This window comes from Nocardia sp. NPDC006630 (assembly GCF_040611495.1).
Taxonomy (GTDB): domain Bacteria; phylum Actinomycetota; class Actinomycetes; order Mycobacteriales; family Mycobacteriaceae; genus Nocardia.
Map to the genome: position 1 here is coordinate 376042 of NZ_JBEXOK010000008.1, position 16101 is coordinate 392142.

At 67.8% G+C, this 16101-nt stretch carries 16 protein-coding genes; 3 read left to right on the forward strand and 13 right to left on the reverse strand.

The features are described 5' to 3' along the window. Positions 1 to 22: 22 nt before the first annotated feature. The 4 genes from ABZX86_RS25455 to recO all read right to left on the reverse strand — a co-directional run bounded on the left by ABZX86_RS25455 (position 23) and on the right by recO (position 3563). Complete coding sequence (locus tag ABZX86_RS25455) at positions 23 to 406, reverse strand: hypothetical protein (RefSeq protein WP_355127301.1); 384 nt, start codon at positions 404 to 406, stop codon at positions 23 to 25. A gap of 26 nt (positions 407 to 432) precedes the next feature. Then, a complete protein-coding gene (locus ABZX86_RS25460) occupies positions 433 to 1236 on the reverse strand; it encodes an isoprenyl transferase (protein ID WP_327141437.1) in 804 nt (267 codons plus the stop codon). A gap of 157 nt (positions 1237 to 1393) precedes the next feature. Continuing rightward, positions 1394 to 2623, reverse strand: coding sequence for an arylsulfotransferase family protein (locus ABZX86_RS25465; protein ID WP_355127157.1), 1230 nt, complete (start codon positions 2621 to 2623; stop codon positions 1394 to 1396). Positions 2624 to 2795: 172 nt separating this feature from the next. Beyond that, complete coding sequence (gene recO / locus ABZX86_RS25470) at positions 2796 to 3563, reverse strand: DNA repair protein RecO (RefSeq protein WP_327141439.1); 768 nt, start codon at positions 3561 to 3563, stop codon at positions 2796 to 2798. A 160-nt stretch (positions 3564 to 3723) separates the two neighbouring features. On the opposite strand from recO, the gene ABZX86_RS25475 reads away from it, so the two are divergent. Continuing rightward, positions 3724 to 4230 (forward strand): methylated-DNA--[protein]-cysteine S-methyltransferase, encoded by a 507-nt coding sequence (locus ABZX86_RS25475; RefSeq protein WP_355127158.1) that lies wholly within the window; start codon positions 3724 to 3726, stop codon positions 4228 to 4230. Positions 4231 to 4320: 90 nt separating this feature from the next. Then, on the forward strand, positions 4321 to 5739 hold the full coding sequence (locus tag ABZX86_RS25480; protein ID WP_355127159.1) for an amidase: 1419 nt from the start codon (positions 4321 to 4323) through the stop codon (positions 5737 to 5739). A gap of 396 nt (positions 5740 to 6135) precedes the next feature. Here ABZX86_RS25480 and era read toward each other — a convergent pair whose 3' ends face one another. From era to ABZX86_RS25510, 6 genes are all read right to left on the reverse strand, one after another. Continuing rightward, entirely contained in the window at positions 6136 to 7080 is a 945-nt protein-coding gene (gene era, locus ABZX86_RS25485) for a GTPase Era (protein ID WP_327141442.1), read from the reverse strand. Further along, entirely contained in the window at positions 7077 to 7487 is a 411-nt protein-coding gene (locus tag ABZX86_RS25490; protein WP_355127160.1) for a cytidine deaminase, read from the reverse strand. Before ABZX86_RS25490 ends, era begins: the two co-directional genes overlap by 4 nt. Then, complete coding sequence (locus ABZX86_RS25495; RefSeq protein ID WP_327141444.1) at positions 7480 to 8802, reverse strand: hemolysin family protein; 1323 nt, start codon at positions 8800 to 8802, stop codon at positions 7480 to 7482. Before ABZX86_RS25495 ends, ABZX86_RS25490 begins: the two co-directional genes overlap by 8 nt. Further along, on the reverse strand, positions 8799 to 9365 hold the full coding sequence (gene ybeY, locus ABZX86_RS25500; RefSeq protein ID WP_327141445.1) for an rRNA maturation RNase YbeY: 567 nt from the start codon (positions 9363 to 9365) through the stop codon (positions 8799 to 8801). Before ybeY ends, ABZX86_RS25495 begins: the two co-directional genes overlap by 4 nt. A 22-nt stretch (positions 9366 to 9387) precedes the next feature. Continuing rightward, entirely contained in the window at positions 9388 to 10446 is a 1059-nt protein-coding gene (locus tag ABZX86_RS25505; RefSeq protein WP_327146679.1) for a PhoH family protein, read from the reverse strand. Between the two features lie 186 nt (positions 10447 to 10632). Further along, the gene (locus ABZX86_RS25510) at positions 10633 to 11535 is read right to left on the reverse strand and encodes a LysR family transcriptional regulator (RefSeq protein WP_355127302.1); all 903 of its coding nucleotides are present in this window, start codon (positions 11533 to 11535) and stop codon (positions 10633 to 10635) included. A 185-nt stretch (positions 11536 to 11720) separates the two neighbouring features. On the opposite strand from ABZX86_RS25510, the gene ABZX86_RS25515 reads away from it, so the two are divergent. After that, positions 11721 to 12947, forward strand: a complete 1227-nt coding sequence (locus ABZX86_RS25515; protein ID WP_355127161.1) for an MFS transporter — start codon at positions 11721 to 11723, stop codon at positions 12945 to 12947. Between the two features lie 84 nt (positions 12948 to 13031). Here the strand turns inward: ABZX86_RS25515 and ABZX86_RS25520 are convergent, their stop codons facing one another. Genes ABZX86_RS25520 through hrcA form a run of 3 tightly spaced genes read right to left on the reverse strand, consistent with a single transcriptional unit; the run spans position 13032 to position 16001 of the window. Beyond that, a complete protein-coding gene (locus ABZX86_RS25520) occupies positions 13032 to 13772 on the reverse strand; it encodes a 16S rRNA (uracil(1498)-N(3))-methyltransferase (protein ID WP_355127162.1) in 741 nt (246 codons plus the stop codon). A gap of 4 nt (positions 13773 to 13776) precedes the next feature. Further along, the gene (gene dnaJ, locus ABZX86_RS25525) at positions 13777 to 14925 is read right to left on the reverse strand and encodes a molecular chaperone DnaJ (protein ID WP_327141449.1); all 1149 of its coding nucleotides are present in this window, start codon (positions 14923 to 14925) and stop codon (positions 13777 to 13779) included. 35 nt (positions 14926 to 14960) lie between these two features. Beyond that, positions 14961 to 16001 carry a heat-inducible transcriptional repressor HrcA gene (gene hrcA, locus ABZX86_RS25530; protein ID WP_355127163.1) on the reverse strand — a complete coding sequence of 347 codons (1041 nt, stop codon included), beginning with the start codon at positions 15999 to 16001 and terminating at the stop codon, positions 14961 to 14963. Between the last annotated feature and the right edge of the window lie 100 nt (positions 16002 to 16101).

Below are 16101 nucleotides of genomic sequence, written 5' to 3' on the forward strand. Positions count from 1 at the left end.
GGATTCGGCTGGGCGGAATTCGTCAGGGCAGGACCAAACCCTGCCGGGCACGGCCCGCGCCCGAGAGCACCAGCAGCAGCATGGTGGCGAGCGCCTCATCCTCCAACCCGGCGGCCGGGAAGGTGTAGCGCAGGATGATGTCGGCCAGCTTGTCGTGGCCGACAATGGTGATCGAGCCGAACTGCAGTGCGGCATTGCGCTCGGCAACACGCTTGTGCAACTGCGGTTTCAGCGGTCGGTCCCAGGCCAGCACGCAGGTCAGGGTCAGCACGTCCAGGCCGGGGGCCAGGTTCACACCGCGCAGGGAGCACAGCGAACCATCGAATTCGAACCCGAGGCCGCCGCCCTCCTCGACGCGGACGTTCACCTCGTAGCGGGCCAGTGCGGCGCCGGCGCGCGCCTGCAGGTCCTCGGCCGGGGACAGTTCGTCGCTCACTTCGCGCCACCGAAACGGCGGTCGCGCTTGGCGTACTCGAGGCAGGCGGCCCAGAGATTGCGGCGGTCGAAATCGGGGAAAAGCGTTTCCTGGAACACGAATTCGGCATACGCCGACTGCCACATGAGGAAGTTCGAGGTGCGGAACTCACCCGACGGGCGCAGGAACAGATCCACATCCGGCATATCCGGCTCATCCAGGTAGCGGGCGACCGTCGCCTCGTTCACCTTCTCCGGATCGATCTCGCCCCGTGCCACCCGGCGCGCGATTTCCCTTGCGGCATCGGCGATCTCGGCACGACCACCGTAGTTGACGCACATGGTCAGGGTCATCACCGTATTGTCCTGGGTGAGCTCTTCGGCGACCTCGAGCTCCTTGATCACGCTGCGCCACAGGCGCGGTCGCCGCCCCGCCCAGCGCACCCGCACACCCATCTCGTGCATCTCGTCGCGACGGCGGCGGATCACATCGCGGTTGAACCCCATGAGGAACTTGACCTCATCCGGGCTGCGCCGCCAGTTCTCGGTGGAGAAGGCGTACGCCGACAGCCACTTCACGCCGATTTCGATACAGCCCTCGACGGTGTCCATGAGGACCGCCTCGCCGCGCTCGTGCCCCGCGGTGCGCGGCAGGCCCTGCTCCTGCGCCCAGCGGCCGTTGCCGTCCATCACCAGGGCCACATGCCTGGGTACGAACTCCAGGGGAATCTCCGGCGGCGTGGCGCCGGAGGGATGCGGCGAGGGCGGACGCACCGTGCGCTGGGCTGCGGAAGGCTTGCGAGTACCGATCACGCCCCCCATCCTGCCCGACGCTCCGCACCGCTCGACCGCGCCCACGGAATTCGCGCAGCATCTCCACAAATCACCCCGGTTGGGGCCGACCGCACAGCCCGTGCCGCTACCGAACAACCGTCATCGGCGCTGTTCGGTAGCGAAGGACTCTGCGTGATCGCTCGGGTCAGGAGACCGGCCAGGTGTCGAGGTAGGCGCGGTAGGAGCCGAAGGGCAGGGAAGCGTCGTAGACGAGGTCGCCCGAGGAGGTGAATTCCGAGATGCGCGGGACCATGCCCCAGCTGACCAGGGTATTGCCGTTCGGGAGGGCTTGGGCATTGCCCATGGCGAAGCTCGTCAGCTTTTCCGGATGCTGCTGATTGCGGACCAGTGTGGCCTGCTTGGCAACCGGATCGATGTGGATCCACTCGACGCTGGAGGGACCGCGCGACTCCAGGCCGTCGGAGTTGTTGTTGAACAGCCGCAGGGTGGAGGCGTCGCTGAACTCGGCGTCGTGCTGGAAGGCGAATTCGATATCCGGGCTCGCGGTGAGGGTCGGATTCTTGCCGCCGAGCTGCCAGCGGATCGTGCCGGTGTGCGGGTCGATATCGTAGACCGCCGCCGTATTACGCAGTGAGACAACCAGATTGCCCGACGGATCGAGGCTGATGGAATTCATGTGGTACGGGTCGTACACGTCGCCGCCCAGTTTGCCGGGCGTCTCGGAATCGGCCAGCGGCACATGTTCGGCCGCACTCCAGTGCGAGATCTCCTTACCCGTCGCGACGTCCATCACCACGGCGACGGTGTCGAACATCTTGCCGTCCCGCGGGCCGCCGAGAGCTGTGAGATCGGCATTCACCTGCGGGTAGGACGTCAGCAGGGCGCGACCGTCCGGGGTCAGCCGGAATTCGTGCACATCCGCGCCCGCTCCGCCCGGATCCACCGTGGTGATGACATTGAAGTTCTCGTCCGCGATCACGCCGACACCCGATCCGTGCCCGGCCACGGTGCTGCCCTGCCACCAGGTGAGCACCTTGCGGCCCTGATAGATCTGGCTGCGGAAGTTCGAAACATCCTGTCCCGCAGGCGGAGTGAACCGCTTGATCTCCCTGCCCGAGCGATCGGCGATCACATTCGCCGGCTGCCCGCCCGGCAGCGCCTGCGCGACGGTCCCCAGCCCGGGCACCAGCGCCGCCGCGCTCACACCGCTGGTGTAGTAGATGTAGCCGTCGGCGATCCCGGGCTGCTGCACCTTGACCGTGTAGGACAGCCCGCCGAACGGCAGGCTCGGCAACACCGGATCGGCGGCCGCGGGAACAGCGGCGACAGCGGCGGCGAGAGCGCAGGCGGCGAGTGGAACCGGCAGGCGGCGAAGCGCGCCGCGCGAGGACTGTCGAACACGGGAGACCAACACGCATTGAACTTTAGGCTCGCTAATCTTCGCAGTCGCTGTATCGAATCTCACTGATCCTGAAGTACCGGCGAGTATCACTCAACGAGACTCTCAGGGCGAAAACGAAAAAGCGGCCAACTCACGCACAAGCCTGGAAGAAATCTCGAGCCCGAGCCTGAAGGAAGTACCGGATTCAGCTGACCGCGGCGGATTCCACTGCCTCATGGGGGCGGGTGCGTTCGATCAACGGCAGGGTACGGAGTTGGCGTTCCAGGTGCCACTGCAGGTGGGCGGCGATGAGACCGCTGGCCTGGCGGCGCATATTGTCCGGAATCGCCTGCACGCCGGACCAATCGCCGCGGTTGAGGGCGCTCATATGTTCCAGGACGCCGACCATGGGGGTGGCGGAGCCGGGGGGACGGCAGTGGACGCAGACCGCGCCGCCCGCGGCTACGTGGAAGGCGCGGTGCGGGCCGGGGGTGGCGCAGCGGGCGCATTCGTCGAGAGAGGGGGGCCAGCCGGAGAAACCCATGGCGCGCAAGAGAAATGCGTCCAGGATCAGCTCGTGCGGGCGATGGCCGAGGGCGATGGCGCGCAGCGCGCCCGCAGTGAGAGTGTGCAGGCGGGGCGCGGGGGCGCGCTCCTCACCGGCGAGGCGTTCGGCGGTTTCCAGCACCGCGCAGGCGGTGGTGTAGCGGCCGTAATCGGCGACGATATCGGAGGCGAAGGCCTCCACGGTGTGCACCTGGGTGACAACGTCGAGATTGCGGCCGGGGTGCAGCTGCACATCGATATAGGCGAAGGGTTCCAGCCGCGCACCGAATTTGGATCTGGTCCGGCGCACCCCCTTGGCGACCGCGCGCACCAGACCGTGCTGGCGGGTGAGCAGCGTGACAATACGGTCGGCCTCGCCCAGCTTGTGCTGGCGAACCACTACCGCATGGTCTCTGTACAACTGCACCGCAACAGTCTCGCACGCCCTCCCGACCGATTGCGCACGCATCGCTCGCGTCGCCGAAACCGCTGTTCGTGAGGTCAGCGACATGTCCGAATACCGCCAGTCATGCTCGGGCGGCTGAGGCAGATTCGAGAGCGGAACGACAATCGAGAGGAGACGCGACATGACCGTGTACGCGAAAATCGACAGCCCGCTCGGCGAACTGCTGCTGGTCGGCGAGCGCTCGGCGACCGCGCCGGGCGGCATCGCCCTGACCGCCTTGTCCGTGCCGGGACAGCGGGGCGGGGTCACCGTGCGGCCCGAGTGGACCGAGGACGCCTGCGCGTTCGTCGCGATCATCGTCCAGCTGCGGGCGTACTTCGCCGGTGTCGAAACCCGCTTCGATATCGAATTCACCTCCAGCGGAACGGATTTCCAGCAGCGGGCGTGGCGGGCGCTGGAGGAGATCCCGTACGGCGTCACCGCGACATACGGTGAGATCACCGCGCGGATCGGCGCGCCGCGCGAGCGCACCCGCGCCGTGGCGGCCGCAATCGGCGCGAATCCACTGCTCGTGGTGCGGCCCTGCCACCGGGTGATCGCGGCGGGCGGGGCGCTCACCGGCTACTCCGGCGGACTGGAACGCAAGCAGCGCCTGCTCGAACTCGAGCAGGTACTGCTGCCTGTGTGAATGCGCGGCGCCTTCCGATAGCACCTCGCTGGACGTGTGACCAGAATCGCGCTACGTTTCCCAGCGGACGGCAGGGAGACGGGACTCAGCATGACGACGGCGGCGGTAAACGAACTCGGGCTGGCGCAACTGGCGGCAGCATTGACACAGGGGAAGATCACCTCGGTAGCGGCGACGACCGCCGCGCTCGATGCGATCGACGCAAGTCAGGCCGGGCTCAACGCATTTCGGATCGTGCGGCGCGAACAGGCGCTGATCGAAGCCGCCGACGCCGACCGCCGGCTCGCCGCCGGGGAGCGCGCGCCGCTGCTCGGAGTGCCGCTGGCCATCAAGGATGATACCGATATCGCCGGTAGCCCAACGGCTTTCGGATGCGGCGGCGACTTCCCGGTGAAAACCGAAGACGCCGAATCGGTTCGGCGACTGCGGGCCGCCGGTGCGGTGATCGTCGGCAAGACCAATACCTGTGAGCTGGGGCAGCTGCCGTTCACCAGTGCGGAGGCCTTCGGGCACACCAGGAATCCGTGGAGCGCCGAGCACACGCCGGGCGGCTCGTCCGGCGGTTCCGCGGCGGCCGTCGCGGCCGGATTGGTGCCTGCCGCACTGGGTTCCGACGGTGCGGGCTCCGTGCGCATCCCCGCGGCCTGGAACAATCTGGTGGGCATCAAACCGCAGCGCGGGCGCATTTCCACCTGGCCGCTGCCCGAGGCGTTCTACGGGCTCACCGTGAACGGGCCGCTGGCGCGCACTGTCGCCGATGCCGCGCTGCTGCTGGACGTCGCCGCCGGACCGCATCAGGGCGATCTGCATACGCCGCCCGCCGTGCGCGTCTCCGAGGCGGTCGGCCGTGATCCGGGACGGCTGCGCATCGCGCTCTCGCTGCGAACTCCGTTCACCGCCATCAAGACCGAACTCGATCGCGAGGTGCAGGCGCGGGTGCACGCGACCGCCGATGCCCTGCGCCGCCTCGGCCACGAGGTCACCATCGCCGATCTGCACTACGGCGTACTGCTCGGCGCGACCTTCCTGCCCCGCTCCATGGTCGGCATCCGCGAGGTCCTGAACCGCATGCCCGGAGCCGAGGTCGACCCGCGCACCACACACAATGCGCTCACCGGCCGTATCCTCTCCCCCGCGCTCTTCGCCGCCCGCCGGGCAGAACCCTTGCTGCGCAAGCGAATCGGCCGCTTCTTCAACGACTACGACGTAGTCCTGGCCCCCACCACCGCCACCCCGCCGCCCGGCGTCCACGACATCGACAACATCAGCTCCTGGGCCACGGATCAGCTCATCACCACCGCCTGCCCCTACACCTGGCCCTGGAACGTCCTCGGCTGGCCCTCGGTCAACGTCCCCGCGGGCTTCACCGCCACCGGCCTCCCGGTCGGAGCCCAACTCATGGGCCCCGCCAACTCCGAACCCCTACTCGTCTCCGTCGCAGCCCAACTCGAAGCCGAACTCGAGTGGCACAAGCACCGCCCGACGCCCTGGTGGACCCCCGCCGCCTGACCCACCCCAAGCGCACGACCCCCCAGCGCAAGAGCCACCCCAGCGCATAAGCCACCCCGGCGCATGAGTCACCCCGTCGCATGACCCACCCCAGCGCATAAGCCACCCCAGCGCATAAGCCACTCCGGCGCATGAGTCACCCCGTCGCATGAGTCACCCCAGCGCATGAGTCACACCAGCGCATGAGTCACCCCGTCGCATGAGTCACCCTGTCATCCCGGCGCGCTTTTGGCCGGGATCCAGACCCGATGCGGCTCAGCCGAGTTGGGTGGATCCCGGCCGAAAGCATGCCGGGATGACGGGACTCCCCCGGGGGGGTGACGGAGGCATGCCGGGATGACGGGGACTCCCCGGGGGTAGCGGAGGTTCCGGAGGGGTTCCGGACCCCCCGCGGAGCTAGAATCCGAGCTTGCCGAGCTGCTTGGGGTCGCGCTGCCAGTCTTTGGCGACCTTGACGTGCAGGTGCAGGAAGATGCGGGTGCCGAGGATCTTTTCGATCTGCAGGCGGGCGTTGGTGCCGATCTCCTTGAGGCGGGCGCCGCCGCGGCCGATGATGATGGCCTTCTGGCTGGGGCGTTCCACGTAGAGCAGGGCGTGCACGTCGAGCATGCCCTCGTGGGTGCGGGTGCCGTCGGTGTCGGTGTCCTCGTTCTCCTCGCGCTCGAGCACATCCTCGATCACAACCGCGAGGGAGTGCGGGAGTTCGTTGTCCAGGCCCTCGAGCGCGGCTTCGCGAATGAGCTCGGCCATGAGGGTTTCCTCGGGCTCGTCGGTGAGGTCGCCGTCGGGGTAGAAGGCCGGGCCCTCGGCCATCTGCGAGGCGATGACGTCGACCAGAACCTCGACCTGCTCACCCTTGACCGCCGAGACCGGCACGATTTCCGAGGCCGGGCCGAGCAGTTCGGAGAGCGCGATGAGCTTGGCCGCGAGCTGATCCCGGCTCACCTTGTCGATCTTGGTGAGCACGCCCATGAGCTTGGTCTTGGGCGCCATCAGGCGGATCTGCTCCACGATCCAGCGGTCGCCGGGGCCGATCTTCTCGTCCGCCGGAATGCACAGCGCGATCACATCGACCTCGGTGTACGTATCACGCACCAGATCGTTGAGCCGCTGCCCGAGCAGCGTGCGCGGCCGGTGCAGACCGGGGGTGTCCACCAGAATGAGCTGCGCGTGCTCGCGGTGCACAATGCCGCGAATGGTGTGCCGGGTGGTCTGCGGGCGCGAGGAGGTGATGGCGATCTTCTGCCCCACCATCGCATTGGTCAGCGTGGACTTGCCGGTATTCGGCCGTCCCACGAAACATACGAAGCCCGAACGGAATACGTCTTTACTGCTGCTCACTCGAATACCTCCGACTCGGATTCCAGATCGAAGCCCTCGGGGATTCCGGGCCGCTGTGCCGGATCGCCTTCGACCGGCCCCTCCACTACCTCGAATACCGCGCCCTTGGCATCGGTGAAAACGATCCGCGCCGCCGCCGACACCTCACGCACCGCGGGGACACCGGGATCGGAGAACCGGCCCGCCACCACCACCGCGGCCTCGAAACCCTCTGCGCCACTGGAGATCGCGGCCGCCACCGCCGCCTGCAGGGCGGTCAGCCTCAGACTCGCCAGACCCACCTCACCGGCGGCGTAGGTGCGCCCATCGGTATCGCGCACCGCCGCGCCCGCGCTGCCGCCGGTGCGGCCCATCGCGCCGCGCGCGAGGACCAACAGCTTGTTGTCCTCGGCATCCAGATCAGTCATCGGTCTCTCCATCTTCCAGTGCGCCGTCCGGCTTACCTTCGGCCGCTTCGTTTTTGGTCTTCTCCGGGGCCCGCCGCACCACCACCGTGTGCACCCGCACCCGGCCGCGCGCGTCCGAGCCGCCCTCACCGCGCAATTGCAATCCGTGGATCACGGCCTTGGAACCCGGCAGCGGCACGCGGCCCAGCGCGTGCGCGAGCAGGCCGCCGACGGTATCGACATCTTCGTCGTCGATCTCCAGGCCGAACAGATCACCGAGGTCTTCGACCGGAAGTCGCGCCGAGACACGGTATTTCCCGTGCCCGATCTCCTCGACCGGCGCGGTCTCATCGGTGTCGTACTCATCGGCGATCTCGCCGACGATCTCCTCCAGCACATCCTCGATGGTGACCAGCCCGGCAATGCCGCCGTACTCGTCCACCAGCACCGCCATATGGTTGCGGACGCGCTGCATTTCATCGAGCAGCGCATCCAGCGGCTTGGAGTCCGGTACGAAGATCGCCGGGCGCATGACCTCGCGCACATGCACCTTCTTGGCCCGATCCGCATACGGGACAAGGTCTTTCAGATATACGACGCCGAGAATGTCGTCGACGTTCTCCCCCACCACCGGAATGCGCGAATGACCGGACCGCACCGCCAGCGACATCGCCTGCGCCGCAGTCTTGTCCGCCTCGATCCACACCATCTCGGTGCGCGGCACCATGACCGCGCGGGCGGCCGTCTCGCCGAGTTCGAACACCGACTGGATCATGCGGCGCTCCTCGGCATCCACCACCCCGCGCTCACCGGCGAGATCAACGACCTCACGCAGCTCGATCTCGGAAGCGAAGGGGCCGTTGCGAAATCCCCTACCGGGAGTGATCGCATTACCGACCAGAATCAACAGGCGGCTGATCGGGCCGAGTAGCGTGCCGATGGCCTGCAGCGGCAGTGAGGCGCCCAGCGCCAGCGAATACGCGTGCTGGCGGCCCAGCGTGCGCGGCCCGACACCGATGACCAGATAGTCCACCAGCACCATGACCGCCGCGGTCACCACCAGCGCCGTCACCTCGGGCAGCCAATCCATGAGCACCGCCGCCAGCAGCACCGTCGAGGTGATCTCGCACAGCACGCGCAGCAGCACCATGAGATTCACATAGCGCGGCCGATCGGCGATGATGCGGGCCAAGCGCGCCGCACCCGTCCGATCGGCCCGGACCAGATCGTCCACCCGCGCAGGGGAAATCGTATTCAACGCCGAATCCAGCGCGGCGAACGAACCGCCGGCGGGCACCAAGATTATCGCCAGCAGTAAGAGGACGAACGAATTCACGCGGGATCCAGTGGATCACCGGGTGCGGTGAATCCGGTCTTCCCCAGCAGTTGCGCATCACGCTGTGCATCACGTTCGGCGAGCTCGGCGCGGTGCTGCGCCTCGCGCAGGCTCTCGTACCAGCCTTCGAGCAGCGAGGCCTGCAGCGCGAACATTTCCTTCTCCTCCTCCGGCTCGGCATGGTCGTAGCCGAGCAGGTGGAGGACGCCGTGCACGGTCAGCAGGGCGAGTTCGTGGCCCATGGCATGGCCGGCCTTCTCGGCCTGCTGCGCCGCGAATTCGGGGCACAGCACGATATCCCCGAGCATGGACGGGCCGGGCTCGGCGGCGTCGGGACGCCCGCCGGGCTCCAGCTCGTCCATGGGAAAGGACATGACATCGGTCGGACCCGGCAGGTCCATCCAGCGCATGTGCAGGTCTGCCATGGTGTCGAGATCGACCAGCACCATCGACAGCTCGGCGGCCGAATGCACATCCATCTGACCGATCGCGAACCGCGCGACGCTGATCAGTTCCTCTTCGGATACTTCGATACCCGATTCGTTGGCGATCTCGATACTCACCCGCTCAGCCTATCGGCCGAGCTCAGTGACGCCCCTCCCGGCTCGCTGCACGCCGCTGCGCCCGGTTGCCCGGATAGTGGGCGACCTGCGGGCGGGAGTCGTTCTCATAGCGGTCGTAGGCATCGACGATCTCCCCGACCAGTCGGTGACGAACCACATCACTGCTGGTCAGGTAGGAGATCGCAATATCGTCGACATCGGTGAGGATCTCGGTGGCCGCCCGGAGCCCGGAGCGGGCACCCGTGGGTAGGTCCACCTGACTGACATCGCCGGTCACCACCATTTTGGAGCCGAAGCCCAAGCGGGTGAGGAACATCTTCATCTGCTCGGCGGTGGTGTTCTGCGCCTCGTCGAGAATGATGAACGCGTCATTGAGCGAACGACCGCGCATGTACGCCAGCGGCGCGACCTCGATGACACCCGCGGCCATCAGCTTCGGAATGGCCTCGGGATCCATCATGTCGTGCAGGGCGTCGTAGAGCGGGCGCAGATACGGGTCGATCTTGTCGTTCAGCGTGCCGGGCAGGAAGCCCAGCCGCTCACCCGCCTCGACCGCCGGCCGCGTCAGAATGATGCGGCTGACCTGCTTGGCCTGCAATGCCTGCACGGCCTTGGCCATCGCGAGGTACGTCTTACCGGTACCGGCCGGGCCGACGCCGAACACGATGGTGTGCTTGTCGATGGCATCGACATAGTGCTTCTGGTTCAACGTCTTCGGGCGGATGGTCTTACCGCGCCGGGACAGGATGTCGAGGCTCAGCACCTCCGCCGGGGAGTCCGAGGAACCCTCGGTGAGCATGGAATACGTGTGCCGCACGGCTTCCGGCGTGACCACCTTGTTGCGGGCCGTCAGCGCCACCAACTGGGCGATGACACGTTCCGCGAGGGCGATATCGGCAGGTCTGCCGGTGAGTGTGACGGAGTTGCCGCGCACGTGGATGTCGGCGTCGAGCAGCCGCTCGAGTTCACGCAGGTTCTCATCGGCCGAACCCAGGAAGCCGAATACCGACTCCGGTTCCAATTCGATGCTGGAACGAACGGTCCGGCCCGCCGGTCCGGACCCATTGTCGCCGACACCGATGCCGGCAGTAGGGGTACTCTGGTCGCCGATTTCGCCTGGTGTTCTCAAAAGTCGCTATGGCCTGCTTCCCGGTCTCGAGCACTACCTCTTTAAGGGAAGTTTACCGCCGACCACCGACACCGCCCAGTGAATAGATCGCTACCAGCTGCGGTGACACGAGACCGTCGCGCCCTCGCGGCCTGGGCGTTATTCGATTCCGGGCCGGACCCGGGCCCAGTCGAAGGTGAAATCCCGGAAACGGCGCACCGCCTCGGACGGCGTCGCGGCGGTCGACCAGACCAGGCCGACCTCGCGCATCGGCTCCGGATCGGCGAGCGGGATCAGCGCGGGATCCGGTTGCGGGCCGCCCATCGGCGGGTACTCCAGCGGCAGAATCGACACTCCGAGACCCACTGCGACCAGGCCCGCGATGGTGTCCAGATTGCTGCACTCGAAACCGATGCGGGGGCGGAAATCGGCTGCGGCACAAAGCTCGTCGAGAACGCGGCGCATGCCGAATCCCGGGTGCATGGCGATGAATTCGGCGTCCGCGACCTCCGCGAGGCGTACCTGCCGCCGGGTCGCGAGGCGATGGTCGGGCGGCACGGCGAGCGCCAGGCGCTGCCGCAGCAGCGGCCGCCAGCCCACCCCGGCAGCGGACGGTCTCGGAGACACCAGCCCGAGATCGGCGGTGCCGTCCAGGACCGCGGCGGTCACCACATCGGCGGCGTCCTGGTTCAGCGTGAAGGTGATGCGCCCGGAGAGGCGGCGAAAACCCGCGATGAGTTCGGGCACCACCCGCGCACCCAGGGAATGCTGGAAGGCCAGGCGCACCACACCCCCGGCGGGATTGGCCAGATCGGCGAGTTCGCCTGCGGCGGCATCGAGTTCGGCCTGGGCGCGGCGGGCGTGCTCATAGTAGACACGGCCGAACTCGTTGAGGGTCAGGCGTTTTCCGTGCCGGTCGAAGAGCAGGACGCCGAGGCGGCGTTCCAGGCGGGCCAGCATGCGGGAGAGCGTCGGCTGCGTCAGATGCAGGCGCTCGGCGGCGGCTCCGACGCGTTCGAGCTCGGCGAGCGTGAGAAACCAGTGCAGATCATCACTCGCCACCGCGGCACCCCCTCCGATAACCCCGAAACCGTCCGCACCTCGGTTGGGCGGCCCGGGCTTGACCATGTTGATCGTCACTCGCCGCGGTCGGCTCCGCGCCGATACCTCCACTAATACCGCCGCCGCATCAGTTCTGCAATCATTATGCATTTCCTTTCGAAGCACCGCGCGCCCATGCTCGGCATATGACCACCGCGGCCGCTCTCGCCCCCGTCGACACCGCTGCGCACGAACGCCGGATCACGGTGGCGCTCTTCGCCGCCGGGCTGACCACCTTCGCCTCGATGTACAGCGCACAGGCGCTACTGCCGAGTCTGTCGGCGGCATTCGGTGCGACACCGGCGCGCGCGGCCCTGGCGGTATCGCTGACCACCGGACTGCTGGCGGTCACGATCTTGCCGATGAGCGTGCTGTCGAACCGATTCGGCCGGACCCGGATGATGATCGGCTCGGCGGTGGCCGCCAGTGTGATCGGGCTGCTGCTGCCCTTCAGTCCCTCGCTGGGAGTGCTGCTGGCCGGGCGGGCGGTGCAGGGAGTCGCGCTGGCCGGGGTGCCCGCGGTGGCGATGGCATATCTGGCGGAGGAGATCGGCGCGGCCGGGCTGGGCGCGGCCATGGGCGTCTACGTCGCGGGCACCACGGTGGGCGGGCTGGCCGGGCGGCTCATCCCGGCCTTCACCCTCGAAGTGGGGTCGTGGCGCTGGGGTCAGGCCACCGTCGCGGTGGCGGCGGCGCTCTGCGCGGGGATATTCGTGCGAATGCTGCCGCCGTCGCGCCGATTCAGCGCCCGGCCGCTCGATATCCGCACGCTCACCACCGATTTCGCGGGGCACCTGCGGGATCGCACGCTGCTGCCGCTGTTCGCCCTCGCGTTCGTCATGATGGGCGGCTTCGTCTCGGTCTACAACTTCCTCGGGTATCGGCTGACGCGTGATCCGTTCGGATTATCCGCAGCCACAGTGGGTTTGGTGTTCGTGCTGTATCTGGCGGGCACCGTCACCGCCGCCGCGGCGGGCCGGTTGACCGATCGGCACGGGCGGTCCCGGGTGCTCGGGGTATCGATTCTCGCCATGGGCGCCGGGCTGTCGCTCACCCTGCCGGATTCGCTGCCGATCATTCTGCTCGGCGTACTGCTGTGCACCGCAGGGTTTTTCGCCATTCACGCGGTAGCCAGTGGCTGGGTCGGCAGTGCGGCCACCGGCAATCGCGCAGCGGCTTCGGCCCTGTACCTGTTCGCCTACTACCTCGGGAGTTCGATTGCCGGAGGGGCGGGCGGGATCGCCTACGGCCGCTACGGCTGGACCGGACTCACCGCGTACGTGGCGGTTCTGCTCGTACTCGCGGCCGGGCTCGTGGGAGTGCTCGTCGTTCGGTCCCGCGCGGCCGGCGCAGGCGAAACAGCGCGCGCCTGAACGAGTTCAGCGAACCGGGCCAACGGACACGAGGTATCGCCACCCGCTTGAAGGCACTACCCGCCAACGCGGGGTCGGTGCCTACTACCAGCGCGGGGTCAGTGCGCCGAGAGCGCCGAGAGCGACGGCCGCCGCGGTGGAGGTGCGCAGGACGGTCGGGCCGAGCAGCACGATATCCGCGCCCGCCTCGGCCAGTGCCTTCAGTTCGGCATCATCGAGGCCGCCTTCGGGGCCGACAATGAGCACAACCTCGGCCACGTCCTCGAAGGACAGCTCGGTGAAGCGTCCCGCTCCGGATTCGTGCAGGGCGGCGACAATTGCGCCGCCGGACTTGGCTTCTCGTACCAGCGCCACCAGATCGCGGGTGCTGTGCAGATCCGCCACATCGGGGATATAGGCGCGGCGGGACTGCCGGGCGGCCGATTTCGCGGTGGCACGCCATTTCTCGACGGCCTTGTACGCCTTGTTCTCCCAGTTGGAGACGCAGCGCGAAGCCTGCCACGGAACGATGGCGTCGGCCCCGGCCTCGGTCATGAGTTCGACCGCGAGTTCGGAGCGGTCGGACTTCGGCAGCGCCTGCACCACGGTCACCTGCGGGGTCGCCGGGGCTGCGACCCGGCGATCGAGGACCTTCAGTTCGAGGCGATCCTTCTGGGCCGCAATCACTTCCGAATCGGCGAGAATCCCGTGCCCGTCCGAGAGCGTGATCGGCTCGCCGACCCGGATGCGCCGGACGGTCGCCGCATGGCGACCCTCCGGGCCGTCGAGGACGGCGGTGGCACCCGGCTCGGGAACCTCGTCGAGGTAGAAGACGGTGGCGGCCAACGGATCAGCGTCCGCTGAAGGATGCTCGCAGCCGCGCGAACAACCCGCTGTTGTGCTCGGACTGGGTCGAGAGCACCTCGGTGCGCTCGTTCGGACGCATGGCCTTGTACTTGCGCATGAGATCGGACTGCTTGGAGTCCATCTTGGTCGGCACCACGATATCGAGGTGCGAGATCAGATCTCCGCGCGAATTGGCGCGCAGCTTGGGCATACCGTGGCCGCGCAGCACCGAGACCTCGCCCGGCTGGGTGCCGGCCGGGATGGTGAGCTCGACCGGGCCGTCGAGGATGGTGTCGATGACGACCGTGGTGCCCAGCGCCGCATCCACCACGGGAACCCGGATGGTGCAGTGCAGATCGTCACTGTCGCGCACGAAGGTGTCGTGCGGCTGCTCCACGATCTCGACGTAGAGGTCGCCGGCGGGACCGCCGCCGGGGCCGACCTCCCCCTGTGCGGCCAGGCGCACCCGCATACCGCTCGCGACACCGGCCGGAATCGGCGCGGCGATCTCGCGGCGGGCGCGCACGCGGCCGTCGCCACCGCACTTGCGGCAGGGATCGGGAATGGTCTCGCCCGCGCCGCGGCAGGTGGGGCACGGCCGCGAGGTCATGACCTGGCCGAGGAAGGAGCGCTGCACCGTCTGCACTTCACCCGCGCCGCCGCAGGTTTCACAGCGGACGGGCTTGGAGTTGCCATTGGTGCCCGCGCCCACGCACACATCGCAGATGATGGCGGTGTCCACGGTCAGGTGCTTGGTGACACCGACCGCGCACTCCTGCAGCGAGAGGCGGGTGCGCAGCAGCGAATCCGCTCCCGGCTGCACCCGGCCGCGTGGTTTGCGCGGGTTGGAGGTGTTCATCCCGCCGAAGAAGGCCTCGAACACGTCGCCCAGGCCGCCGAAACCGGCGCCGGAGAATCCGCCGCCACCGCCGCCGGACTCCATGGGGTCACCGCCGAGGTCGACGATGCGCCGCTTCTCCGCATCGGTCAGCACCTCGTAGGCCGTCGACACCTCGCGGAATCGCTCCTGCGCCTCCGGTTCCGGGTTGACGTCGGGATGCAGTTCACGCGCCAGCTTTCGATAGGCGCGCTTGATCTCCTGGTCGGTCGCGTTGCGTGCGACGCCGAGCAGTGCGTAATAGTCCCGTGCCACTTGTGCTCTCTAGTCCGTTTCGTCTCTCCGCTTGCTCACCGTTCGGCGAGCACCTCACCGATATACCGGGCCACGGCCGCCACCGAGGCGATGGTCCCCGGATAGTCCATGCGGGTGGGGCCCAGCACCCCCATACCTCCCAGAACGGTACCGGGCATCCCGTATCCGGTGGACACCACCGCCGTTCCGCGCATCTGTTCGACCTTGGTCTCCTCACCGATCTGCACGGTGACCGTACCCGGCTGCTGGGCCGCTGCCAGCAACTTCAGCACGATCACCTGCTCTTCGAGGGCCTCGAGCACCACGCGTAGCGAGCCCGGAAATCCGTTCCCGGCGAAGTCGCCGGCATTGCGTGTGAGGTTCGCCGTACCGCCGAGCACCAGTCGTTCCTCGGGATGTTCGACGAGCGTCTCCACGAGCAGTGTGGACACCCGGACGAGGACGTCCCGCAGCCGCGCGGGCGAATGTTCGGGTAGTTCGGCCACCGAGGCGGAGGCGGCGGCCAGCCGCTTGCCCTCCATGGCCTTGCCGAGCATGCCGCGCAGGGCGGCCAGATCCTCTTCACCGATGACATTGCCCAGATCGACCAGGCGCTGATCGACGCGGCCGCTGTCGGTGATGACCACGAGCAGCAGGCGGGCCGGATTGAGCGCGACCACCTCGATGTGCCGGACCGTCGAGGCCGACACCGTCGGGTACTGCACCATGGCGACCTGACGGGTCAGCTGTGCGAGCAGGCGCACACCCCGGCGCAGGACGTCGTCGAGATCGACGCCGCTTTCGAGGAACTCCATGATCGCCCGGCGCTCGGCATTGGAGAGCGGCTTGACCTCGGAGATGTGATCGACGAACTGCCGGTAGCCCTTATCGGTGGGGATGCGACCGGAACTGGTGTGCGGCTGGGCGATATAGCCCTCGGCCTCGAGCACCGCCATGTCATTGCGCACAGTCGCGCTGGAGACGCCCAGATTGTGCCGTTCCACCAGGGTTTTGGAGCCTATCGGCTCCTTGGTCGATATGTAGTCCGCGACGATCGCCCGCAGGACTTCGAGCCGTCGCTGCTCCGTGGTCGCCATCGGCCCCACCTCCTCGCTCGCCGTCGGGTTCCGCCGCGCAGGCCTGTGGGGCATATTCGCAGGAATTCCCGGATGTTCCCGCCAGTTTAGTTGGCCGTTC